Annotated in this window: 22 protein-coding genes, 2 tRNA genes and 4 pseudogenes; 11 read left to right on the top strand and 17 right to left on the bottom strand. The window is 63.6% G+C overall.

Annotation, left to right across the window (positions count from 1 at the left end; all coding sequences use genetic code 11):
• Positions 1–19 precede the first annotated feature (19 nt).
• The 3 genes from NKI10_RS19875 (at position 20) to NKI10_RS19865 (ending at position 2,377) form a co-directional block, all read left to right on the top strand.
• Entirely contained in the window at positions 20–853 is an 834-nt protein-coding gene (locus NKI10_RS19875; RefSeq protein WP_023670301.1) for an ABC transporter permease, read from the top strand.
• Positions 853–1,659, top strand: coding sequence for an ABC transporter permease (locus NKI10_RS19870; RefSeq protein WP_023689053.1), 807 nt, complete (start codon positions 853–855; stop codon positions 1,657–1,659). The genes NKI10_RS19875 and NKI10_RS19870 overlap by 1 nt, the downstream gene beginning before the upstream one ends.
• Before the next feature lie 103 nt (positions 1,660–1,762).
• On the top strand, positions 1,763–2,377 hold the full coding sequence (locus NKI10_RS19865; RefSeq protein ID WP_352861566.1) for a LysE family translocator: 615 nt from the start codon (positions 1,763–1,765) through the stop codon (positions 2,375–2,377).
• Between the two features lie 45 nt (positions 2,378–2,422).
• On the opposite strand, the gene NKI10_RS19860 is transcribed toward NKI10_RS19865, so the two are convergent.
• On the bottom strand, positions 2,423–3,313 hold the full coding sequence (locus tag NKI10_RS19860; protein ID WP_502897553.1) for an alpha/beta fold hydrolase: 891 nt from the start codon (positions 3,311–3,313) through the stop codon (positions 2,423–2,425).
• Entirely contained in the window at positions 3,313–3,648 is a 336-nt protein-coding gene (locus NKI10_RS19855) for an antibiotic biosynthesis monooxygenase family protein (protein WP_031193516.1), read from the bottom strand. The genes NKI10_RS19860 and NKI10_RS19855 overlap by 1 nt, the downstream gene beginning before the upstream one ends.
• Before the next feature lie 166 nt (positions 3,649–3,814).
• Here NKI10_RS19855 and NKI10_RS19850 point away from each other — a divergent pair, with 166 nt between their 5' ends.
• Positions 3,815–4,195, top strand: coding sequence for a hypothetical protein (locus tag NKI10_RS19850; RefSeq protein WP_352861561.1), 381 nt, complete (start codon positions 3,815–3,817; stop codon positions 4,193–4,195).
• A 117-nt stretch (positions 4,196–4,312) separates the two neighbouring features.
• Here NKI10_RS19850 and NKI10_RS19845 read toward each other — a convergent pair.
• The 3 genes and pseudogenes from NKI10_RS19845 to NKI10_RS19835 form a co-directional block, all read right to left on the bottom strand.
• A pseudogene (locus NKI10_RS19845) lies at positions 4,313–4,634 on the bottom strand (HigA family addiction module antitoxin).
• A gap of 51 nt (positions 4,635–4,685) precedes the next feature.
• Positions 4,686–4,762: transfer RNA gene (locus NKI10_RS19840), tRNA-Arg, on the bottom strand.
• A gap of 60 nt (positions 4,763–4,822) precedes the next feature.
• Positions 4,823–5,128: an ETC complex I subunit gene (locus tag NKI10_RS19835; protein WP_023670294.1), complete on the bottom strand. Its 306-nt coding sequence runs from the start codon at positions 5,126–5,128 to the stop codon at positions 4,823–4,825.
• A 173-nt stretch (positions 5,129–5,301) separates the two neighbouring features.
• Here NKI10_RS19835 and NKI10_RS19830 point away from each other — a divergent pair, with 173 nt between their 5' ends.
• The 3 genes from NKI10_RS19830 to NKI10_RS19820 all read left to right on the top strand — a co-directional run bounded on the left by NKI10_RS19830 (position 5,302) and on the right by NKI10_RS19820 (position 7,103).
• On the top strand, positions 5,302–6,486 hold the full coding sequence (locus tag NKI10_RS19830; protein ID WP_352861559.1) for a flavin-containing monooxygenase: 1,185 nt from the start codon (positions 5,302–5,304) through the stop codon (positions 6,484–6,486).
• 51 nt (positions 6,487–6,537) lie between these two features.
• Positions 6,538–6,614, top strand: a tRNA-Pro gene (locus NKI10_RS19825).
• Positions 6,615–6,791: 177 nt separating this feature from the next.
• On the top strand, positions 6,792–7,103 hold the full coding sequence (locus NKI10_RS19820) for a hypothetical protein (RefSeq protein WP_023689055.1): 312 nt from the start codon (positions 6,792–6,794) through the stop codon (positions 7,101–7,103).
• A gap of 664 nt (positions 7,104–7,767) precedes the next feature.
• On the opposite strand, the pseudogene NKI10_RS19815 reads toward NKI10_RS19820, so the two are convergent.
• From NKI10_RS19815 to NKI10_RS19795, 5 genes and pseudogenes are all read right to left on the bottom strand, one after another.
• Positions 7,768–8,139, bottom strand: a pseudogene (locus NKI10_RS19815) (type II toxin-antitoxin system VapC family toxin); the annotation flags it as partial.
• A pseudogene (locus NKI10_RS19810) lies at positions 8,136–8,392 on the bottom strand (type II toxin-antitoxin system Phd/YefM family antitoxin). The pseudogenes NKI10_RS19815 and NKI10_RS19810, both read right to left, overlap by 4 nt.
• 320 nt (positions 8,393–8,712) lie before the next feature.
• On the bottom strand, positions 8,713–9,417 hold the full coding sequence (gene hdaA, locus NKI10_RS19805) for a DnaA regulatory inactivator HdaA (RefSeq protein WP_031209584.1): 705 nt from the start codon (positions 9,415–9,417) through the stop codon (positions 8,713–8,715).
• A gap of 2 nt (positions 9,418–9,419) precedes the next feature.
• A complete protein-coding gene (locus tag NKI10_RS19800) occupies positions 9,420–10,613 on the bottom strand; it encodes an AI-2E family transporter (protein ID WP_023711891.1) in 1,194 nt (397 codons plus the stop codon).
• A pseudogene (locus tag NKI10_RS19795) lies at positions 10,585–11,107 on the bottom strand (CDP-alcohol phosphatidyltransferase family protein). The gene NKI10_RS19800 and the pseudogene NKI10_RS19795 overlap by 29 nt, the downstream one beginning before the upstream one ends.
• Before the next feature lie 187 nt (positions 11,108–11,294).
• Between NKI10_RS19795 and purM the strand changes: the two are divergent.
• From purM to NKI10_RS19780, 3 genes are read left to right on the top strand one after another with little or no spacing between them, the layout of a single operon-like run.
• A complete protein-coding gene (purM, locus tag NKI10_RS19790; RefSeq protein WP_023743830.1) occupies positions 11,295–12,374 on the top strand; it encodes a phosphoribosylformylglycinamidine cyclo-ligase in 1,080 nt (359 codons plus the stop codon).
• A complete protein-coding gene (gene purN / locus NKI10_RS19785) occupies positions 12,371–13,078 on the top strand; it encodes a phosphoribosylglycinamide formyltransferase (protein ID WP_023689060.1) in 708 nt (235 codons plus the stop codon). The genes purM and purN overlap by 4 nt, the downstream gene beginning before the upstream one ends.
• A gap of 7 nt (positions 13,079–13,085) precedes the next feature.
• Entirely contained in the window at positions 13,086–13,610 is a 525-nt protein-coding gene (locus NKI10_RS19780; protein WP_352861655.1) for a SixA phosphatase family protein, read from the top strand.
• Here the strand turns inward: NKI10_RS19780 and NKI10_RS19775 are convergent.
• The 6 genes from NKI10_RS19775 to NKI10_RS19750 all read right to left on the bottom strand — a co-directional run bounded on the left by NKI10_RS19775 (position 13,607) and on the right by NKI10_RS19750 (position 19,347).
• Positions 13,607–13,759, bottom strand: a complete 153-nt coding sequence (locus tag NKI10_RS19775; RefSeq protein WP_352861557.1) for a hypothetical protein — start codon at positions 13,757–13,759, stop codon at positions 13,607–13,609. The genes NKI10_RS19780 and NKI10_RS19775 overlap by 4 nt on opposite strands.
• A gap of 234 nt (positions 13,760–13,993) precedes the next feature.
• Positions 13,994–14,767 carry a 4-hydroxy-tetrahydrodipicolinate reductase gene (gene dapB, locus NKI10_RS19770; RefSeq protein WP_352861555.1) on the bottom strand — a complete coding sequence of 258 codons (774 nt, stop codon included), beginning with the start codon at positions 14,765–14,767 and terminating at the stop codon, positions 13,994–13,996.
• Positions 14,768–14,830: 63 nt separating this feature from the next.
• The gene (gene speB / locus NKI10_RS19765; protein WP_352861553.1) at positions 14,831–15,634 is read right to left on the bottom strand and encodes an agmatinase; all 804 of its coding nucleotides are present in this window, start codon (positions 15,632–15,634) and stop codon (positions 14,831–14,833) included.
• 96 nt (positions 15,635–15,730) lie between these two features.
• Positions 15,731–16,903 carry an amidohydrolase gene (locus NKI10_RS19760; RefSeq protein ID WP_352861551.1) on the bottom strand — a complete coding sequence of 391 codons (1,173 nt, stop codon included), beginning with the start codon at positions 16,901–16,903 and terminating at the stop codon, positions 15,731–15,733.
• A 12-nt stretch (positions 16,904–16,915) separates the two neighbouring features.
• Positions 16,916–18,142, bottom strand: coding sequence for a Zn-dependent hydrolase (locus tag NKI10_RS19755; protein ID WP_031199450.1), 1,227 nt, complete (start codon positions 18,140–18,142; stop codon positions 16,916–16,918).
• 2 nt (positions 18,143–18,144) lie between these two features.
• Positions 18,145–19,347 carry a diaminopropionate ammonia-lyase gene (locus tag NKI10_RS19750; protein WP_352861549.1) on the bottom strand — a complete coding sequence of 401 codons (1,203 nt, stop codon included), beginning with the start codon at positions 19,345–19,347 and terminating at the stop codon, positions 18,145–18,147.
• A 103-nt stretch (positions 19,348–19,450) separates the two neighbouring features.
• Here NKI10_RS19750 and NKI10_RS19745 point away from each other — a divergent pair, with 103 nt between their 5' ends.
• Positions 19,451–19,927, top strand: a complete 477-nt coding sequence (locus tag NKI10_RS19745; protein ID WP_023684753.1) for an Lrp/AsnC family transcriptional regulator — start codon at positions 19,451–19,453, stop codon at positions 19,925–19,927.
• A gap of 58 nt (positions 19,928–19,985) precedes the next feature.
• On the opposite strand, the gene NKI10_RS19740 is transcribed toward NKI10_RS19745, so the two are convergent.
• The gene (locus NKI10_RS19740; RefSeq protein WP_352861547.1) at positions 19,986–22,094 is read right to left on the bottom strand and encodes a molybdopterin-containing oxidoreductase family protein; all 2,109 of its coding nucleotides are present in this window, start codon (positions 22,092–22,094) and stop codon (positions 19,986–19,988) included.
• Between the last annotated feature and the right edge of the window lie 102 nt (positions 22,095–22,196).

Below are 22,196 nucleotides of genomic sequence, written 5' to 3'. Positions count from 1 at the left end.
AGGCCGGGCACGAGCTTCGATGAGAGGCACCCTCTCCGACAGGATGGGCGCGGCGGTGCTGATGGCGCCGCTGCTCCTGTTCCTTGTGCTGGCCTACGCCTGGCCGTTCCTCGGCGTCGTCAAGTGGAGCGTCACCTTGCCGACACCGGGGCTCGGCCAGTATGGCGCGCTCGCCACCGATGCCCTGGTGCAGTCGGTGTTCATCCGCACGCTGCGCATCGCGCTGATCGTCACCGTGGTTTCCGTGGCGGCGGCATACGCCATCACCATGGTGTGGGTGCGCGGCAGCCCGGCACAGCGCATAATCGCTGAATTCTGCATTCTCGTCCCCTTCTGGATCTCGGTGCTGACCCGCGCCTTCGGCTGGGTGGCGCTTTTGTCCAACCGCGGCCTGATCAACACCTGGCTGCAATCGATCGGCTTCATCTCCGAGCCGCTGGCGCTGGTGCGCAACGAGTTCGGCGTCATCGTCGGCATGACGCATTTCCTCATTCCCTTCGCGGTGTTCCCGCTGGCCTCCGCCATGCGCAGCCTCGACGAGCGCGTGCTGCTCGCGGCGCGCGGGCTCGGCTCCAGCCGCATGCGCACCTTCTGGACGGTGTTCGTGCCGATGACGCGCTCAGGCATCATCGGTTCGGCGATGATCGTGTTCGTGTTCTCGCTCGGCTTCTTCGTCACGCCGGCGATCCTCGGCGGCGGCCGCAGCGTGATGATCGCCGAGCTGATCTATCTCCGCATCTTCCAGAGTCCCGACTGGGGACTGGGCGCGGCGATCAGCGTCGTGCTGGTGCTGTTCGTCGGCGCGCTGATGGCGCTGCTGTTCCGCTATGTCAGACCGAAGCAGCTGATCTGATGCCGACCTACCGCCCCGGTCCCGTCTCGCTGATCCTCGCCGTGCTAGTGGCGCTGTTCCTGCTGCTGCCGCTGTTGGCGGTCATCCCGGTGTCGCTGACGCCAAGCCGCATGCTGGCTATGCCGACGGGCGAACTGTCGCTGCGCCACTACCGCGCGCTGATCGAGGATCCGCGCTGGCTCGACGCCATCCTGCTGTCGATCCGCATCGGCATCGTCAGCAGCGTCATCTCCACCGTGCTGGCGCTGTGCTTCAGCCTTGGCGTCTGGATGTTCCAGCCGCGCTTCACGGCCACCCTTGTCGGCTTCGTGCTGTTGCCGATGGTGGTGCCGCCGGTGGTCTCGGCGATCACGCTCTACTTCCTGCTGACGTCGATCTCGGGCATGAGCTCGTTCTTCGGCTACGACACCTGGCTTGGCGTCGCCATGGCGCATTCGGTGATGACGGTGCCTTTCGCCACGGTGCTGATCCTGGTCTCGCTCAGCCAGCTCGACCGCCGCATCGACCTTGCCGCGCGCGGCCTTGGCGCCGGTGTGTGGGAGCGCGCCACGCGCATCATCATGCCCAACATCAAGTTCGGCATCGTCACCGCCGCGCTGCTGTCCTTCGTGCTGTCCTGGGAAGAGATCGGCGTCACGCTGTTCATCACCTCGGTCAACGCCATCACGCTGCCGCGGCTGATGTGGATGGGCCTGCGCGACAACATCGACCCGGCGATCGCCGCGCTCTCGGTGATCCTGATCATCATCACTGTGCTGGTGCTGGCGGTGCGGACGGTGGTGGTGAAGATGCGCGGCGGGCACTGAGCCAAGGTGGCCAACAACGGCGATAGCCCAGCCGCTGTGTGAAGGGCGTTACGGACGGTAAGCGCCGGGTACATTACGCGGCGTCATGGGAAACCTGCCGCTGGTGACATTTGCCTTCGTGTCGGTGCTCGGAATGGCGGTTCCGGGACCGGACGTCGTGCTCGCCATTACCAACGGCTCCCGCTACGGTTTTCGACGCGCGTTTCTCGGCATGGCCGGCGTCGTACTGTCGGATTTCGTTCTTATCAGCATCGTCGCGCTAGGCTTCGGCGCTCTTCTGCTGGCTTCGGAATTCTATCTCTCGGCTCTCAGGATGTTCGGCGCTGGCTACCTGCTTTTCGTCGCCATCGGTACCCTGCGCACCGCATCCCGACCTTCGTTCAACCCTAACCTTCCCGAAACACGCCAGTCAGCCAAGGCACTCATCGGGCGCTGCTTCCTGGTGGCGGTCACAAATCCGGCGGCCTGGCTGCTTTTCCCCGCGATCCTGCCGCATTTTGTCCGCGTGGATGCACCGATCGCGATCCAGTATGGCATCCTGGCCATTATCGCCGCGCTTGCCGATGTGTTTGTGCTGACGTTTTACGCAGCCCTTGGCGCGCGGGCCGCAAGGCTTCTGGCTGGGCCAAACGCCGTGTGGATCGACCGGTTTTACGGTATCGCCCTGCTTGGTCTTTCAAGCACTTTGATCCTGCAATCCCTCGGGCATCTGAGATAGTCGGCACAGGAAAACACAGGGCCGGATTTAGCAATCGGTCCGCCGTCAGCTTGCGAAGAATCTCGACAGCCTTGCAGCCGTGGCTTCGGGCTGCTCTTCCGGGAAGAAATGCCCACCCTTGACCGAGCCGCCTTCGACGTTATCAGCCCATTGCCGCCAGATCGCCAACGGGCCGCCCTCCTCCACATACCAGTTTTCAAGCCCGCCCTCGCCGCTCCAGAGCGCAAGCAGCGGGCATCTGATGCGACAGCCATCAGCCTGGTCCTGCGCGTCGTGCTCGCGGTCCATGCCGGCGGCGGCGCGATATTCCTCGCAGATGGCGTGGGCATGGGCGGGATCACGCAGCGCCTCGATATAGGCGGCCCTGACCTCAGCGGGAAAAGCATCTGGAGCCGAGCCCCAGCCGGCGATCGCATTGTCGACAACTGCGTCGGGTGCTGCGGACAACAGACGCTCCGGCAGCGGATCGGGCTGGGCAAGCAGGCTCCACGGCCAGAAGGCCAGCGCCAACCTGGCATCGGCACGATCCCAGGCGGAGGCCGTGGGGATGACGTCGAGAATAGCGACCTTCGACACGGTTTCGGGATGGTCGAGCGCCAGCCGGTAGGCGACGCGGCCGCCACGGTCATGGCCGGCAACCGTGAAGCGGTCGAAGCCGAGAACGTCCATAACCTGCACCATGTCGCGCGCCATCGCTCGTTTGGAATAGGCGGCATGATTGGCTCCGGAAGCCGGACAGCCGCTTTGTCCGTAGCCTCTCAGATCGGCGGCAACCACGCTGAAGTGCGGCGCCAATGCCACGGCGATGTCCCGCCACATAACATGCGTTTCAGGAAAGCCATGCAGGAGCAGCAGCGGCGGCCCTGAGCCACCGGCCCTGACGAAGATCGATGTCTCCTCCATTTGGACGGTCCTGGCGTCAAAGCCCGCAAACATCAGCTGCCGCCAACCATTCCGTGGCTGGAACGGATTCGCAGCACCTGGACACCCTTCGGCAATTCGATCAGGAACTCCTTGTCGCGGTCGAGATGGTGGATGCTTTGCGGATCGCCGCCCGTAAAGGCGGCCATTGCTTCGACGCTCTCCCAATAGGAGATGGTGATGAATTCCGAATGTGTCGGCGTGTCCTCGCGAAAAGTCTGCACGCCAAGCGCTTTCTCGATCAGCGGCTTGATACCAGCCTCGTAATTGTAGCGCTCATAGGCGTCGGCCCTGTCGGGCGAGGTCCTGCCGCGCCAGATGCGCGCAATGGTCGGGGTTTTCGGTGCCATCTCCTATAACACCCGAAGGCGCGCCGCGTTCCGACTATCCTGACTGGCCGCACAACTGGCTGATAGTCGACGTATGGCAAAGGTTCCGTACAGTAACTTGCACTGGACACGCGGCTATCCTGTCAAGTCCAAACGTGCTCTCTTGTGCTCAACTTGGGAGGGCACAATGAAACTACGTCTAGCTTTCGCTGTATTCACCGCAGGAATTTTCTTCGCATTGTCGGCTGCCTCGGCCGGACAAGGGGAACAGCAAAACATCAACTTCCTGGCTCGGATGTCCGATGCAAGGTTAAATTCGGCCGCCAGAATGGCCGGTGACCTCGTTGGCGTAAGGCAAAGATATCCGGCGTTGAGGCCAACGGAAGACGGAAAAGCAATTTTCGCCGTCCCGGTCCTTTTGTATGATGGGCGGGACAAACACGTGACCCCAGACCCCCGAAAGTTCAACATGGCCATCCATACCTATGAGAGGGCTTTCGCAATGGCGGCCCAGAGATCGGCAAGTTGCCAAAGCGAGAGGGCCAAATACCCGAAACTTTACCGGTAGATGGCTAACAAGGACGACCTTCAGTCTCCGGCGCCGCGACGCCTCACCTGACCATCGGCTTAGAAGGCCGGTGCGCGGAGCTACGGGACCGCTGCCGTCAGCGAACGCGCTCTACCTTCAGGCAGCATGCAGGGTCGGGATGGCGCTAACGTCAACTTCGCGCTCCGCATGCCAGGCATCATACGCGGCCTGCATCCTGAGCCAGATCGCGGCACCATCGCCGAACATCTTGCCAAGGCGGGCGGCCACGGCAGGCGATACCGGCTTCTTCTCACGGATGATATCGTAGAGCTGCTGGGCGCGAGATTCCGAGCAGATTGGCGATTTCCACCTTGGTCTTGCCGGCGGCGGGAACGATGTCGTCGAGCAACGCGCCAGGATGGGAAGGGCAGCGCTCGGTCGTTCTGTTTCGTTCGTACACCTTCAGAGTGCTACCCATATGCCAGGTACAAACCGTAACCTATGTGTCCGGAATGGACCCCGGCAAAATTGGCGATCCCGACAGGATTCGAACCTGTGACCATCGGCTTAGAAGGCCGGTGCTCTATCCAGCTGAGCTACGGGACCGCTGGCCGGCATTTGATATCTTGGCCGGCTGATGTCTATGTGCCAGGCGCTGACCGCCGGTCAATGCGTCCAGGGTATCCTGCGGTCATAGCGGAAATTTTCCGCATAGGAAATCTGCCGGCGCTTGGTCTCTTTCGGCTCCTCGACACGGAAGGCCAGCCCCTGCTTTTCGGCATAGGCCACCGCTTCTTCCCTGGTGTCGAAGGTCAGCCTGATCTGGCTCAGCATGTCGCCCGATGTGGTGTAGCCCATCAGCGGGTCGATCTTCTTGCGTTGGGCGGGATCGAATTCCAGCACCCAATGGCCGGTCTTGGCCTTGCCGGACTGCATCGCGGTTTTGGCTGGGCTGAAAATTCGCGCGGACATGGGCACCTCGTAGCTGCGTTGGCGGTAGCGCCGCCTTATTTCAGTCAATACTGTGCAACACTGCCGACGGCAAGGCCGAAGCGGCCTGCAACCAGGCCGCTTCGGCAGCGGCATCGGCCCGATACACTGGCGTAGCATCAAAAGTCATGGTCATGATGGCGACACAAAGAGGCATGGACGCAGGGATTTTGCACGCCGAGGCCGACAGCCAAGCGATTTTCGACGGCGCGATCGTGATCGGCGCCGGGGCAGCCGGCTTGACCGCAGCCCATGCGCTGCTCAAGACCGGCGTGCCTGTGATGGTGTTGGAAAAGGAAGCCCGGCTGGCCGAGCCATGGCACGGGCGGCACGAGCGACTGCATCTCAACACGCATCGCGACCTTTCGGCGCTGCCGGGCGTTTCCTTTCCTGCCGGCACCCCTGCCTTTCCGCACCGAAACACCATCATCGGCCATTTGAACGAATTCCACGCCATGCACCGGCTGCCGGTCGAGTTCGGCATTGCGGTCGAGGAGATAGGCTTCGAGGGCGACCACTGGCTTGTGCGGACCAGTGCCGGGCCGCGGCTGGCGCGCCATGTCGTCATCGCCACCGGGCGCGACCGGCAGCCCTTCATTCCGGCTTGGAAAGGCATGAAGGCCTTTGCCGGACGCATCATCCATTCGGCCGCATTCGGCGACGCCAAGGCCTATGCGGGCAAGAAAGTGCTGGTCGTCGGCGCCGGCAATTCCGGCTTCGACGTGCTCAATCACCTGGCGGCAGCCGGCACCGGACAGATCTGGCTGTCGGCGCGCAACGGTCCGGCACTGCTGCCCAAGCGCCTCGGCCAGATCGCCGTCCACCGGTTTTCGCCGATCCTGGCGCGGCTGCCGTTCAAGCTCGCCGATGCGGTGATGGCGGCGACGCAGCGGTGGGCGTTCGGCGACCTCACGGCCTACGGCCTGCCGCCGACGCCTTCGGGCGGCGCAAGCCGGCTGGCGTCGGATTATACCGCCATCGCCACCGATGACGGCGCCGTCTATGCCATCAAGGACGGCAGGATCATCGTCTTGCCAACCGTGCGGGAATTTACCCGCGACACGGTCGTTTTCGACGATGGCGCGACGATCCAGCCCGATATCGTCATCGCCGCGACCGGCTACCGCACCGGGCTCGAGGCCATGCTGGGCAAGCTCGGCGTGCTCGACGAAAAGGGCGTGCCGCTGTTCAACGGCGCCGACAGCGACCCGAGACTGCCGGGCCTGTGGTTCACCGGCATGCGGCCAAGCATCCGCGGCTGCTTCGCCAATGCCCGCATCCAAGCCAAAGCGATCGCAGCCAGGATTGCACGGGAGCGCAGACCGCCAAGCCCCGTTTGATGTTTTAGGGGTTGCGCGACAGGGTCCGGAACCGTATACGCCGCAGGGCCTCGGAGTGTAGCGCAGCCTGGTAGCGCATCTGGTTTGGGACCAGAGGGTCGGGAGTTCGAATCTCTCCACTCCGACCATTTTTTCCCACAAAGCCAGTCCTTGCCCAAGGTCACTCCCAAGGTCGCCAATGGCTGCCTCGCCGGTAGCGCATGGCGGCACGCATTGCCCAAGCAGCAGCCGCTCGCCGATCGGACCCTACATTGGAACACCAGTTCGCTCCGAGAGTTGTGTATGTTCAACCCAAGGAGCCAACAATGAAAACCCTTCTCATCGCCTCGATGATCGCGTTCGCCGGAACGGCGGCTTTGATCGCACCGGCGCAAGCCGCCAGTCTGACTATCCAGTCCGATGACGACGATCAATATTCGTCCGACGATGGCGATATACAGATTCTTCGCCATCACCAGCGCCACAAAGACTATAGCGACGACTATGGCGACGACTACAGCGACAACCAGGATGGCCAATGGCGGCGCCACCATCGCCATCACCGCTGCCATATCGAACTGGTCAGGCACTGGCGCCATCACCACAGGGTCGTCGAAGAGGTCAGGGTCTGCGGCTGATCCGATCGCTTTAGACCTGCTCCGGCCGGGTTGGCGGCCGGAGCACCAATCTGACCTAAAGCGCGTCGCTTTGAACGGACTCACGCGACGCGCTTAAGGTGCTTGTTTGATGCATTTTCGTTCTCTCAAAAACCGGGGCCACTTTTTTTGCGACATGCATTAGGCGCCGGTATCATGGACAGCATCCCTTCTGCGGGTTTGGCTGAAAATCCGACGGAGGGATAATCCTCCCGCTTCCACCTCTATCGCCGGTCTAAAATCGCGTCGCGCTGAAACGGATTCAGGCGACGCGCTTTGATTTTTGTTTTGATGCATGTCGTTCTCTCAAACCGGGACCACTTTTGAGCGACATGCATTAAACTCCGGGCAAAGGGGAGATTCTGGATGCTTGGTCTCGAGGCATGGCTTTCGCTGATTGGCCCTGCCTACTTCGCTTACATCGGCATCACGGTTCCGTTCGTCGTCGTCTGGGCCATTATCTGTGCAGCCCTGTGGATCTGGAACAACCGGCCGAGCAAGAGGCAAGGCCCTCCCCGCTCGTGGCCCGCCAGCGTGCTGTTCTTTCTCGTCGTCGCCGCGTGCTACGTGGCAGCGCATACGGTGGTCTATCTGCTGGTCCGGTATTTTGCGGCGTTGTGGGCATAAACGTAGCTCTATAGAGCGCTCTCATATCGGTCTTCGAAAAATCGTCGCCAACATAGAGCAACCGGCAGGCTCGATCCTTTGCCACTTCATAGGCAAAGCAATCGCCGAAATTGAGCCCGGCCGGATGAATACCCTTGCCCCATCGCCCATACGCCTCGGCTATGCGCCGGCCAGAGGCTGGTGTCACCGCCGTGACCTCGAAGCCGAGCCCGTCGATCAGGCCGGCCATTTCCTCACCGACATTGCGCCTATCCGCCACGATCAGCGCCTCGGCCACTGTGCCAGCCGAGATCAGAATATCGTCTTCGGCTTCCAGCGCCGCAATGCAGGCACTGGATTGAGGTTCGGCAAGAACGATCGCCATCAGGGCCGAGATATCGACCACGATCATTCGGGCAGGCCATCAGCGCCATAGAGGAAATCCTGACTGCGCGCTGCATCCGGCCCGGCCTTCGCCTTGGCAGCGCCGGATGCTCGCATTGCCTCCAGCAATGCCCGGCGGCCTTTCCTGTCAGGGGCAGCCTTCACGGGAACAAGGCGCACGGCTGCATGACCATGGCGGGTCAGGATAATTTCATCCCCAGCCTCGCACGACGCACCAGTTCGGTGAGCTGTCCCTTGGCGTCTGTAACGGATACCTGCATTGACCACTCCTTTATGGACCATGCTCTGGTCCATATTCAAAAAGTAGAGCATCTAATGGTCCATTTCAATGCAGGACGATGAGATCTTGCGGCTTGGTGAAGTCTGAATGACAGCTGGCGCGCAATCGTAGGCCTTGCGGCGATTCTATCTGAAGGTAAGCTCGCCGGGCGAGAACCCCAATCATCACTCCCGGCGAGCCTACAACCCGATCAGGAACGCGATCAGGACCGGGGTCAGCCGGCAAACGCAGTGTTGCAAGATGGATGCCAGAGGTTTCTTCTCGAAATGGGACAGGAGCGGAGTCTTCTCCTTCCACTGCCTACACCTCGAACTCGCCCTGCCCTTCGTCCATTGCGCTGACGGTTTCGGCGGCGAGCGCCCTGGTGATCGGCGTCTTGCGCTCGAGCGCGGTGCGGTCGAGGCGTTCGACCACGCGCATGGCGGTGGCCAGTGAGCGCTCGATGCGGCGCACCAGATATTGCACGACGTGCGGCTCGACCTCGACCTGGCGGTCGGCGAAGAGTTTGGTGATGACACCAGCCAGAAGCAAATCGTCCGGCTCATGGATCTCGACCGTTGCCGCCGCCTTCAGCCGCGAGGCGAGATCGGGCAACGTCACCCTCCAGGCGGCGGGGAAGCGCCGCGCCGTCAACAGCAAGGTGGCCCCGGCGCCGCGCACTTCATTGATGAGATGGAACAGGCCCGCCTCGTCGATGGCTGTCTTGTCGACATCGTCGATCAGCGCGGGCCTGCCGCCAAGCCCGGTGATGGCATTGCCGATGCGCTGGGCATCGACCGCCACAGCGTTGGCCCGCGCCTGCCAGATCGAGCCCAGATGTGTCTTGCCGGAACCGGCCGGGCCAGCGAGCACGATCACCGGCGACGGCCAGTCCGGCCAGCGATCGACAAGGGCTGCCGCCTCGCGGTTGGTGGCCGACACCACCAGTTCGTCGCGCGAGTAGCCGGTGCCGTGGCCAAGGTCGAGCGGCAGTTGGCGCGGCGGTTCGGTCTTATGATCCGTCACGTTCAGCCGCGCGGCGACCGGTGGCCGCCTCCGCGAGCGGCGGGCAGCGGCGGGACGGGCTCGGTGGAGTGTCCCTTGTAGAGCGGCGATTCGAGATAGCGGGCAATGGCAAACCGCACCAGCACGGCAACCGCCGCCGAAGCAGGAACGGCGATCAAAAGGCCGACGAAGCCGAACAGGGCGCCGAAAGCGAACAGCGCAAACATCAGCCAGACCGGGTGCAGGCCGACGCTTTTTCCGACCAGCCGGGGCTGCAGGATGTTGCCTTCGATAAACTGACCGATGAAGAAGACCACCGCGACAGCAACGATCATGGTCCAGTCCGGCCAGAACTGGACGAAGGCGACGCCGACGGCCAGCACCAGCCCGGTCAGCGAGCCGACATAGGGAATGAAGGAGATCAGCCCGGCGAAGAGGCCGATCAGGATGGCGAAATTCAGCCCGGTCAGCGTCAGGCCAGTGGCATACATGCCGCCGAGCACCAGGCAAAGCGTGCCCTGGCCGCGCACGAAGCCGGCGGTCGCGGTGTTGATGTCCCTGGAGATCGCCCTGACCGTCCCGACATAATCGCGCGGCACCCAGCTGTCGACGACCGCCACCATGCGATCCCAGTCGAGCAGCATGTAGAAAGCGACAACCGGAGTGACCACGAACAGGCTGACCACCGACACCAGAGCAACGCCGGAACTCCAGATCGAGGTGAAGACGGTGCTCAGCAGGCCGAAACCGGAAGTGAGCAGCGAATTCAGCCCGTCGCGCAGACCATTGGCATTGACGCCGAATTTCTGCTCCAGCCATTTCGGATCGAAGCTGGTGATCAGCGACTGCAGCCGGGTCAGATATTCCGGCAGCTTGCTGGCGAAATCGGCCATCTGCGTGGCCAGTACCGGAACCAGGATGACGAAGGCCAGCACCAAAAGGACGATGAAGGCAATCAGGATGACCACCGTCGCCATCAGCCGGGAGAGGCCGAGGCGTTGCAGCCGGTCGGCGACCGGGTCGAGAAAATAGGCCAGCACCATGCCGGCAACGAACGGCAACAGGATGCTGGAAAAAATGTAGAGGAACAGGGCCAGGAAGATTGCCGTGCCCAGCCAGAAGAAAATCTGGCGGCGAAACGCCAGGGACGCAGCCGCGTCTGCTAACGCGGCAGTCGCGGCATTCTTGTCAACTACCCGGGGTGGAGCCTTCGCCATAGCCGCTCATATGCCTCAGCCAAGCCACGAGATAGGCCGCGGCCGAAGCCACGGTCAAGACCCCGGACAGCAATATGAGCGCAGGCCTGAGCGGGTCGAGGTGGAGGCCAAGGGCAAGTTCGCCCAGCACCACGGCGCCAGCACGATCTGGGCGGCGGTGTTGGCCTTCGACACATAGAGCGGCTTCATCTCGACCGGATGCGCACGGCGCAGATGATCAGCGCATCGCGTGACACCATGGTCACCACCAGCCACAGCGGCAATTGCCCGATGAAGCCCATGACCACGAACACCGAGACCAGAAGCACCTTGTCGGCCATCGGATCGAGGCGCCGAGTTTCGAATGCTGGTTGAAGCGGCGGGCGATGAAGCCGTCGACGCCATCGGAAATTCCGGCAACGAGAAATCCGGCAAAGGCCCAGTCCCAGCGCATGTTCAGCATCGCCAGCACCAGCACGAAAGCGCAGGATGGTGATGAGGTTGGGAATGGTCAAAGGCATGTCCCGCCATGCTTGTTCTGCAGATAGATGATGGAGATGGACTGTGGCTGCAAGGACCAGCGGTGAAGGGGCGACTGTCCACGTATTTATCTTGGGCAAAAGCCCGGTATCCTGTCGTCGTCCTTGCCCCCCGAAACCATTCATGCGAAGAGCCGCCGAGGGAAACAGGGATGCGCCGACGATGAGCAAGGGCGACCGGGCCAAGCGCAAGAACGGGCTCACCTATGCCGAGGCGGGCGTCGACATCGATGCCGGCAACCTCATGGTCGAGAAGATCAAGCCGCTGGTGCGCGCGACGCGCCGGCCGGGCGCCGATGGCGAGATCGGCGGTTTTGGCGGCCTGTTCGACCTCAAGGCGGCGGGTTTCACGGATCCGGTGCTGGTTGCCGCCAATGACGGCGTCGGCACCAAGCTGAAGATCGCCATCGATGCCGGCAAGCACGACACGATCGGCATCGACCTCGTCGCCATGTGCGTCAACGACATCGTCGTGCAGGGCGCCGAGCCACTGTTCTTCCTCGACTATTTCGCCACCGGCAAGCTCGACCCCGACCAGGGGACGGCAATCGTCGGCGGCATAGCAATCGGCTGCCGACAGGCCGGCTGCGCGCTGATCGGCGGCGAGACCGCCGAAATGCCCGGCATGTATAACGACAAGGATTACGACCTTGCCGGTTTCGCCGTCGGTGCTGCCGAACGCGGCCAGTTGCTGCCGACCGACGATATCGTCGAAGGCGACGTGCTGCTTGGCCTGGCTTCCTCGGGCCTGCATTCCAATGGCTTTTCGCTGGTGCGCCGCATCGTTGGCGTCAGCGGGCTTGCCTGGAGCGATCCGGCGCCGTTCAACGATGAGGCGACGCTGGCCGAAGCGCTGCTCGAGCCGACCCGCATCTATGTGAAATCGATCTTGAAGGCGATCCGCAACACGCATGGTATCAAGGCGCTGGCCCATATCACCGGCGGCGGCTTTCCCGAAAACATTCCGCGCGTCCTGCCGAAGGACTTTTCCGCAGAACTCGATCTCAATGCCATCGATGTGCCGCCGGTGTTTTCCTGGCTGGCGAAGACTGGCGGCGTGGCGCCGGAGGAGATGATGCGCACCTTCAACTGCGGTATCGGCATGATCCTCGTCGTCGCCTCCGGCCAGGCCGCACAGGTCGCAGCCGTGCTGCAGGAGGCCGGCGAGACTGTGACGCCGATCGGCCGCATCGTTCCGCGCCGCGACGCCGGCGTCATCTATCGGGGCTCGATCGGCCTATGAGCAGGAAACGCACGGTTGTTCTGATCTCGGGACGCGGCTCGAACATGACGGCGCTGATCGCGGCGGCGAGCGACCCGGCCTATCCCGCCGAGATCGTCGGCGTCATCTCCGACCGAGCCAACGCCGCCGGGCTCGGCATCGCGGCCGCGCGCGGCATCCCGACCAAAGTCATCGTGCGCGCCGACCATGCCAGCAAGGAAGCGCATGATGCGGCGATCGACGCCGCTCTGATTGCGTTCAACGCCGAGATCGTGGCGCTGGCCGGCTATCTGCGCATTCTCTCCCGCGGCCTGGTCGAGAAGTGGCAAGGGCGCATGCTCAACATCCACCCTGCCCTGCTGCCGGCCTTCAAAGGCCTGGACACGCATGCGCGCGCCCTGCGCGCCGGCATTCGCATTCATGGCTGCACGGTGCATTTCGTCACATCAGAGATGGATGACGGCCCGATCATCGCGCAGGCAGCGGTGCCGGTGATGGTCGGCGACAACGAAGACACGCTGGCCGCCAGAGTGCTGAAGGCCGAGCACCGGCTTTATGCGCTGGCACTCGGGCTGGTCGCCGACGGCAAGGCGCACATGGAAGGCGGCCGCACCGTGCTGGCACATTTCGCCGACGATGCCGAAAACGGAACTTCCGTGGTGATGGCGCCCGACCCGCTGCGCGAAGAACGCGATCTCGAACATCTGGCGCGGATCACGCCGTAGGGCCGACATAGCGACACCGAGATACCTGCTCCTGCTGCGCCACGCCAAGTCGAGCTGGGACGACCCGGCGCTTGCTGATTTCGACCGGCCGCTCGGGCCGCGCGGGCTGAAGACGGCGCCGCTGATGGGGCGCGAACTGGCCCGGCGCAGTTGGCAGCCTGACCTGGCGCTGGTGTCGCCGGCGCTGCGCACGCGCGAGACATGGCGGCTGGTCTCGGCGGAACTGTCGGCGAGCGTAACGGTGGAGTTCGCCGAGGCGCTCTTCGAAGCCACGGCGGGCGACATTCTGGCCGAAGTGCGACGGGCAATCTCCTCTGCCGGCTGTCTCGTGGTGCTGGGCCATAATCCCGGCCTGGAGGACTTTGCCCGCCGGCTTGCCAGTCCGCGATCGGGTGTGGCTGCTCTCAGGAAACTTGAAGAGAAATTCCCGACCGCCGCCCTTGCCCGCTTTGTCATCGACGGCGACTGGGCGGATCTCGGCTTCGGCGCGGCCCGGTTGACGCATTGCATCAAGCCGAAGGATCTAAGCTAGACCAAGCTGCCAAAAGGGCTAGCCGCAGGTGACAGCCGCAAACCGTGTTTTGAAAAGACCACGGTCAAACAAGGAGATAGGGCCAATTGCTGGCGGATTGATTCAAGATCTTTGCGGCCCGCAGCAGCGGTAAGTGCGATCTTGGTCATTTCAGGTAATCCAGATTTTTCAGTCCTGTCCGTCAAGTGGCGTGCCTTGGGAGGAATTCGCGTCGCTCGGACCACCCCGAAATGGGTGTGCGTTGCTGCCATTGCCAATCACAAAAATGTGCGAACCGAACCGTTCGGTTCGGTTTGGGAAGGCGCGAAATGGCGTAGTTGTGCTATATTCTATTCTAGGCGGTTCCGACCTCGCAACGCCCCTCGTTGCGTTACCATTGCATCTCAAAAGGCCGTGAACCCCAGTACGTCGCGCATGTCGTATTCGCCGGGCGGCCGGCCAGAGACCCAGCGTGCTGCCGCAATGGCGCCGCGCGCGAACATCGAGCGGTCGCCGGCTGAATGCGAGAGCGTAAGCGTTTCGCCCTCACCGAGGAAGCTCACGCTGTGCTCGCCGACGATGCTGCCGCCGCGCAGCACGGCAAAGCCGATCTCGCCGGCAGGGCGTGGACCTGTAACGCCGTCGCGGATGCGTTTCGCCACATCGTCCAGCCTGACGCCATGTCCGCGAGCGGCCGCCTCGCCCAGCATCAGCGCCGTGCCCGACGGTGCGTCGACCTTCATGCGGTGATGCGCTTCCAGGATCTCGATGTCGGTGGCGGGACCAAGTGCTCGCGCCGCCTGTTCGACCAGCCCAGCCAGCATGTTGAGCCCCAGCGAGTAGCTGCCTGAGCGAACGATGGCGACGGACTTCGAAGCAGCAGCGATGGCGGCGAGATCGGCAGGTTCGAAGCCGGTCGAGCCGATGACCAGCGCCGGGCCGCCGCAGGCCGCGCAAGCTTGTGCAAGATCGACGGAGGCCGAAGGCGTGGTGAAATCGATGATGACATCGGCAAGCGCCAGTGCTTCGTCGCGTTCGACCAGCCCCTCGCCGGCGCTGCCCGGCCTGTGAAAGCGGGCGACGAGCGCCAGCCTGGGATCGGTCTCGACGGCCAGCGCCATCTCCCTGCCCATGCGGCCGAGCGCACCGGCTATGGCTATCTTCAACAGATGCGGCATGGCGGCTTTCACTGGAAATGCGAGTCACAACAATGATCTACCATGCCGCCCTGCCAGATTGATTCAGCCGGCGCCATGCGTCTTGAGCATCATGCCGGCGATCTCCTTGACCAGCTTGGCGGCAACCAGCGCGGTGAGATTGGAGACGTCCTGGCTTGCATTGTATTCGACGACATCGGCGCCGACGATGGGCTGGTCGATCCGCTGGATCAGGTTGATCACTTGCCGGGTTGTAAGACCACCGGGTTCGCGGTGCGACACGCCCGGCGCACAAGCCGGGTCGAGGCCGTCCAGATCGACCGAGAGATAGACCGGCGTCTTGAGATCGAGCTGCAGGTCCTCGCTGAAATGCCGCGCCTCGATCATTTCGACGCCGAAGCGCTTGAGCTGGTCACGAACTTCATAATTGAGGGTGCGCAAGCCGATCTGGACCAGCCGGTCGGCCAGTCCCTCCTCCAGGATGCGCGCGAAGGACGAGGTGTGCGATCGCCTGTTGTCCTGATAGGCATCGTAGATGTCGGGATGGGCGTCGATCTGGACGATCGTTAGCCTGGCATGGCGGCGGCGCACGGCACGCAGCACCGGCCAGGCGATGGCATGATCGCCACCGAGGCTGATCAACGGGTGGCCGGCATCCAGCGCGCGGCCGACCTCGGCCTCGATTCGCTCCCACGGATCGCCGTCGCCTGAAAAGTCGATGTCGCCGTGGTCGACGAAACTGTCCGCCACATCGAAGCCGGTTTCGCTCCACGAGCTGTGCGCGTCGCTTTTGAGTTTGCGCCGGATCAGGGCCGGCGCTGCAGCCGCGCCCTTGAGATAGGACGAGTTCTCGTCATGTGGTATTCCCAGAAGCGAAACCCTGGTCATCGGCGTGCGATCTCCGGCAACAGGCAATCTCCCTAAACCCGGCAGCTGGCTGGCGATAGCAGTGCCGCTTGGGCCAGTTGCGAAGGCGATCAGGCGTCATTTCCCGATCGCGCCGCCCAGTCTTTGCCTGACGATCGCGATATGGAAATCCGTGCCGTGCAACAGCCCGTCATCGTTGAAGTCGTAGCTGGAATTGTGCAGCGGCGGCGAGGTCTCGCCATTGCCGAGAAAGACGAAGCAGCCCGGTACGTGATCGAGGAAGCGGGCGAAATCCTCCGAGGCGGTCATCGGCTCCGCCGCGATGCTGGCGGCGCCATAGGCCAGCACGCGCCTTGCGGCGACAAAGGCCGCGTCCACCAGGTCGGCATCGTTCTGCAGCGGCACGAATTCCCTGCTATAGGTCACGTCGGCGGAAACATTGTAGGCGGCGGCGGTGCCGGCTGCGATGACCCGCATCTGGCGCTCGATCTCGGCGCTGACCTCGGGACGAAAACTGCGGGCGTCACCGAGGATGCGGGCGAGGCCGGGCAATGCGTTGCGGGTGCCGTCGGTGATCAGCTCGGTCACCGAAACCACCGAAATGTCGGCGGGACTCAGCCGGCGCGAGACGATGGTCTGCAGATTGGTGACCAGCGCGCAGGCGGCGACCAAGGTCTCGTTCCCGGAATGTGGCCGCGCCGCATGGCCGCCGATGCCCTTGAGCACGATCTCGAAATTGTCCTCCGCCGACATGAACGGGCCGGCACGGGTCTCGAAATGCCCGACGGGCAGGCCAGGCATGTTGTGCAGGCCAAAAATCTCGTCGAAGGGAAAGCGCTGCAGCAGCCCGTCGTCCAGCATCGCCAGCGCGCCCCTGCCCCATTCCTCGGCGGGCTGGAAGATGAAGCGCACGGTGCCGTCGAAACCGCCCTCGGCGGCCAGCAGCTTTGCCGCGCCGAGCAGCATGGTGGTGTGGCCGTCATGGCCGCAGGCATGCATGATGCCGGGGTTCTGCGAGCGATGGGCGGTCGCGGACTGCTCGGTGATGCGCAGCGCATCCATGTCGGCCCTGAGCGCAATCGCCCGGTTGCCGCTGCCGCGCTTCAATGTGCCGACGATGCCGGTGCCGCCGACCCCCTCTGCAACATCGTCCAGCCCGAATTCGCGCAGCTTCGCGGCGACAAAGGCAGCGGTGCGCTTTTCCTCAAAGCCGAACTCGGGGTGCGCGTGCAAATCGCGCCGCCAGCCGGTCATTTCCTGCTTCAGCACATCACGATCGAGCTCAGCCATTTTCTCCCCGACCTATCTTGCAAGCTCACTGGCGACATCAAGCAGGATGTTGGTGCCGGCGACAAGCTCGGCATCTTCAGTGTGTTCGCGCGGATTGTGGCTGATGCCACCGGCGCTCGGGACGAAGATCATTGCCGCCGGCGCGAGGCGGGCCATCATCTGCGCGTCATGGCCGGCGCCCGATGTCATGCGCCTGACGCCGAGACCGCGGTTCTTCGCGGCCGCCTCGATCCGTTCGACGATGCCGATGTCGAATAGCACCGGTTCGAAGCGGGCGAGCCGCTCGACCGAGATCGATACGTTCTCCAAAACCTCAAGCTCCTCGAGATAGGCAGCAAGGGCCGCCTCATGCGCCTGCAAGCGCTGTTCGTCGGGATCGCGCAGGTCGATGGTGAAGACGGCGCGCGCGGGAATGACGTTGATGGCGTTGGGTTCGAAGCGCATCGTGCCGACCGTGGCCACGGTTGGCCCATTTGAAGCCCTGGCCCGATCGTGCAGGAAGGTGATGATGCGGGCGGCGGCGTGGCCGGCGTCGCTGCGCATCGACATCGGCGTGGTGCCGGCATGGTTGGCGGCGCCGTCGATGGTGATGCGCTGCCAGGAAATGCCTTGCAAATTCTCGACCGCGCCGATCGGCACGCCTTCACGCTCCAGCACCGGCCCCTGCTCGATATGAAGTTCGAGATAGGCATGCGGCTTGAGGAAGCCGGGTTCGCGGTCGCCGGCATAGCCGATGCGGGCGAGCTCCTGGCCGAGCACGCTGCCATCCGTGCCGATGGCGGCCAGCACGGCCTCGGCACTGACGCCACCGGCATGGCATAGCGAGCCCATCATGTCAGGCGTGTAGCGCACACCTTCCTCATTGGTGAAAGAGGCGACCGCGACCGGGCGCGACGGCGAAAAGCCCGAAGCCTGCAGCGTCTCGATCACCTCCAGCCCGGCCAGCACGCCGTAGCAGCCATCATAGATGCCGGCATCGATAACGGTGTCGATATGCGAACCGATGAGCAGCGGCGCCTGCCCGGCATTGTCGGGGCTTTGCCAGATGCCGAAGATATTACCGACCCGGTCGATGGCGACTTCCAGCCTGGCCTGCCTGAGCCAGCCGACAAAGAGGTCACGGCCCTGTTTGTCTGTGTCGGAGGCGGCGAGCCGGATCAGCCTATCCTCACTGTCGCGGCCAACGGCGGCGAGTTCCCGGATGCGGCCAAGCAGACGCTGTGCATCGATCCCGATCATGGCTATGCCTCGGCCTTCAGCTTGCCGGCCAGCACATCGGCGGGGCTCTGCCCGACCAGCTCGGTATAGCGGTGCGGGTCTGTGGCGCCTTCGGTGTTGATTACAAGCACGCGGGATTTGTCGTCGAACCCGAGAGCGGCCTTGTGGTCGGCCACCGCCCGGATCAGCCCGGCCAGACCGACGCCGCCGCTTTCGCCGGCGACGATCACTGGATCATTGCCAGCCGGCCGTGCCAGCCGCCGCATCACCGCGACCGCCTCCTCCTCATCCACCGTCATGAAGGCATCGGCAACCCGCGCCAGAACGCGCCAGGCAACTTGCGAGGCCTCGTAGCATTCGAGCATCGCCATCATCGTCGGCTGGTCGTGTGCGACCTTGACCACGTGGCCCGCCCGGGCGGCTGCGACAACGCAGGCGGCGCGGGCCGGCTCGACGACGATGAAGGTCGGCCTGGCGTCACCGAGCACGATGGCGAGATGGCCGGCCAGGGCGGCGGCAATGCCGCCGACACCGGCCTGCACGAAGACATGGGTCGGCGGCTGCGGCAACTGGCCCAACGCTTCGCGCACGATCGCCGTATAGCCCTGCATGACCAGACCGGGGATGCGCTCGTAGCCCGGCCAGGAGGTGTCGGACACCACGGTCCAGCCTTGCTCCGCTGAAACCTCGGCGGCCTGCCTGACCGAGTCGTCATAATTGCCGTCGACGCGGATCATCTCGGCGCCATAGCGGGCTATTGCTGCAATGCGCGCCTCGCTGACGCCGGCGTGAACGAAGATTGCCGCTTTCGCGCCTACCAACTGTGCACCTTGCGCGACCGAGCGGCCATGATTGCCGTCGGTGGCGCAGGCAACCGTCATGCCGGCAGCGACCGCCCGGACGTCGAACCGGTTGAGATCGGCCACGTCAACGGGCCGATGAAGCGATCGGCTCGCCTCCTCCAGCACCAGTCGAAAAACGGCATAGGCGCCGCCGAGCGCCTTGAAACTGCCGAGACCGAGGCGAAAGCCTTCATCCTTGATGTGGACGGAGCCGAGGCCGAGTTCGCCGGCCAGCGTCGGCAATGCATGCAACGGAGTTGCCAGGTGATTGTCGCGATGGGCAAGAAAGCGCTCGACCGTATCGGCTCCGGCATTCCCCAGCGTTTCGGCATCGACCGGATCGAGCGGCCGACGGTGCAAGGCATTGCTGTTGAGCAGGAACACGGGTGGCCTCCTTTGGGTGTGACGAAATCATATTGCAGCCGAGGCGCAAATAGCGCTGTTATTGGCGCTTCGAAATGCAAGTTTGTTTCGCCAGGATAGCGCTTTGCCTCGATCGCCTTCACTCGACAGTTTCGACCTCGCCATCCTTGCCATCCTGCAGCGGGACAACACGATGCCGCAGCGGCTGATCGGCGAAGCCGTCAACCTGTCGGCGCCGGCGGTGCAGCGGCGCATCAAGCGCATGGAACAGTCCGGCGTCATTGCGGGCAATGTCGCCGTGGTCGACCCGGCGGCGGTCGGCCATCCCATCACCATTTTCGTCGAGGTCGAACTGGAGAGCGAACGCTCGGACCTGATCGACGCGGCCAAGCGGCAATTCTCGGCAGAGCCCGAAGTGCAGCAATGCTACTACGTCACCGGCGAGGCCGACTTCATCCTAGTCATCACCGCGGCCGACATGGGGGCCTATGAGGCCCTGACGCGCAGACTGTTCTTCGACAGCAAGAATGTCCGAAAATTCCGCACCTTCGTTGCCATGGACCGTGTCAAGGTGGGGCTGACGGTGCCTCTGCCGGGATAGCCAGTCTCTTTTACGCAATTCCGGACGGAAAACCGCTCACACTTTTCCTGGAATTGCTTTAGCCCGCCGGCCGCAGCCAGACCTTGTTGTCGTGGAAGGCCGCACCGCCATAGGGCGCTGGTGCGTCGGCGCCGGTGAGCACATTGATGCCTTCGCCACGCTCATGCGCGCTGTTTGGCCAGATGCCCTCGGCGATCACCACGCCGCGCTTGAGGCCTTCGAACAGCTTTGCGTGCAGCACCACCTCGCCGCGCCGGTTGCCGACCTCGATACGGTCGCCGTCGCCCAAGCCAAGCGCGGCAGCGTCGTCCGGGTGCACCAGGAGTTCCGGCCGGCCTTCCTTGGCTCTCGACACAGGTGTCTCGGCGAATGTCGAATTGAGAAAGTTGCGCGCCGGCGATGTGGCGAGCCGAAACGGATGCTCGGCGTCCGCCACCTCGATCAGGTCGACATGGTCAGGGAATTCGGGGAGTTCCGCCACCGGCCCGAACAGGCCCATGATTTTCGGCGGCCGGTTGGGCGCCGCCTGCCCGCTCCAATTGGCGCGGAAGTGAAATTTCTTGTCGGCATGGCCGAAACCATCGATGAAATGCGCCGCCTCGAAATCCGGCTGCAGGTCGACCCATTTGTCTTCCTTGAGGCTGGCGAAGGAGCCCAGCCCGCGCTTGCCGAGGATGATGTCGATATGCTGCTGCTCGGTCAGGCCAAAGCCCGGCCGGTCTGCGACGCCGAGACGCTGCGCCAATTGCTCGATGACGAAATGGTTGGTGCGCGGCCCTTCCGGCGGTTCGATCAGCTTGGGACCGAGCGTGATGTGCTGGTTGCCGCCGGCCTTGTAGACGTCGTCATGCTCGAGAAACATCGTTGCCGGCAAAACGACATCGGCGAGCTTTGCCGTGTCGGTCATGAACTGCTCGTGCACGCAGGTGAACAGGTCGTCACGCAGAAAACCCTGCTTCACCAGCCGCTGCTCGGGCGCGACATTCACCGGGTTGGTGTTCTGGATCAGCATCGCCGTCACCGGCGGGCCGCCATAGAGCGCGTCCGCTGCACCGGTCAGCACCGGGCCGATACGCGACTGGTCGAGATGGCGAATATTGGGATCGCGCATCGCGGCGCCTTCCAGCACATCCTGGTTGAGCTTGAAGATGCCGGAATTGGAATGGAAGGCACCGCCACCCTCATATTGCCAGGCGCCGGTGACGGCGGCGATGCAGGATGCCGCGTGCATGTTGACCGAGCCATTGCGCTGGCGGGCAAAGCCATAGCCGAGGCGGAAATAGGTTTTCTTCGTCGTGCCGACGAGGCGTGCGAAAGCCTCGATCTCGGTGACGGCAAGACCGGTGATGGCAGACGCCCATTCCGGCGTGCGCGTCTCCAGATGGGCTTCCAGCCCCTCCGGATCGTCGGTGTATCTTTCGAGATAGGCGCGGTCGGCCATGCCTTCCCTGAACAGCACATGCATGACCGCGCAGGCCAGCGCGCCATCGGTGCCGGGCTTCAGCACAAGGCCTATATCGGCCTGCTTCATCGTCGCGTTCTCGTAGACATCGATGACGACGATCCTGGCGCCACGCTCCTTCCGCGCCTTGATGGCGTGGGTCATGACATTGACCTGCGTGACCACGGCATTGGTGCCCCAGATCACCACGCAGTCGGACTTCGCCATCTCGCGCGGATCGGGACCGCGCAAGGCGCCCGCTCCCATCATCCAGCCGGTCCAGGCCAGATTGGTGCAGATCGAGCCGAAGAAGCCGGAGTATTTTTTCGCATGGCGCAGCCGGTCGATGCCGTCGCGCTGCACTAGCCCCATCGTGCCGGCATAGAAATAAGGCCAGACGGTCTCGGAGCCGTATTTTTCCTCGGCCGCGATGAATTTCTCGGCGACGAGGTCGAGTGCCGCTTCCCAGCTGGATTCTTTCCAGATGCCGGCGCCCTTGGCGCCGGCGCGAACAAGCGGCTTCAGCAGCCGGTCGGGATGGTGGACACGGTCGGCATAGCGCGCGACCTTGGCGCAGACCACACCAGCCGTATACGTATTGGACTTGGCGCCATGGACACGGCCGATGCGGTTGCCATCGAGCAGTTCGACCTCGAGCGCGCAGGTCGAAGGGCAATCATGCGGACAGGCGGAGTGGCCGATTCTGAGCTTGGCGTGCTGGTTCATGCGGCGTTTTTAGCGGGTTTCGCGGGCGGCGTGTAGGGCCAGATCTTACCCTCCCCTTGATGGGGAGGGTCGGCGCGCAGCGCCGGGGTGGGGTGCGGCGCA

Source organism: Mesorhizobium sp. M0802, assembly GCF_040320115.1.
Lineage (GTDB): Bacteria > Pseudomonadota > Alphaproteobacteria > Rhizobiales > Rhizobiaceae > Mesorhizobium.
The sequence above is the reverse complement of the archived record's forward strand: the minus strand, read 5'-3'. Positions and strand labels throughout refer to the sequence as shown.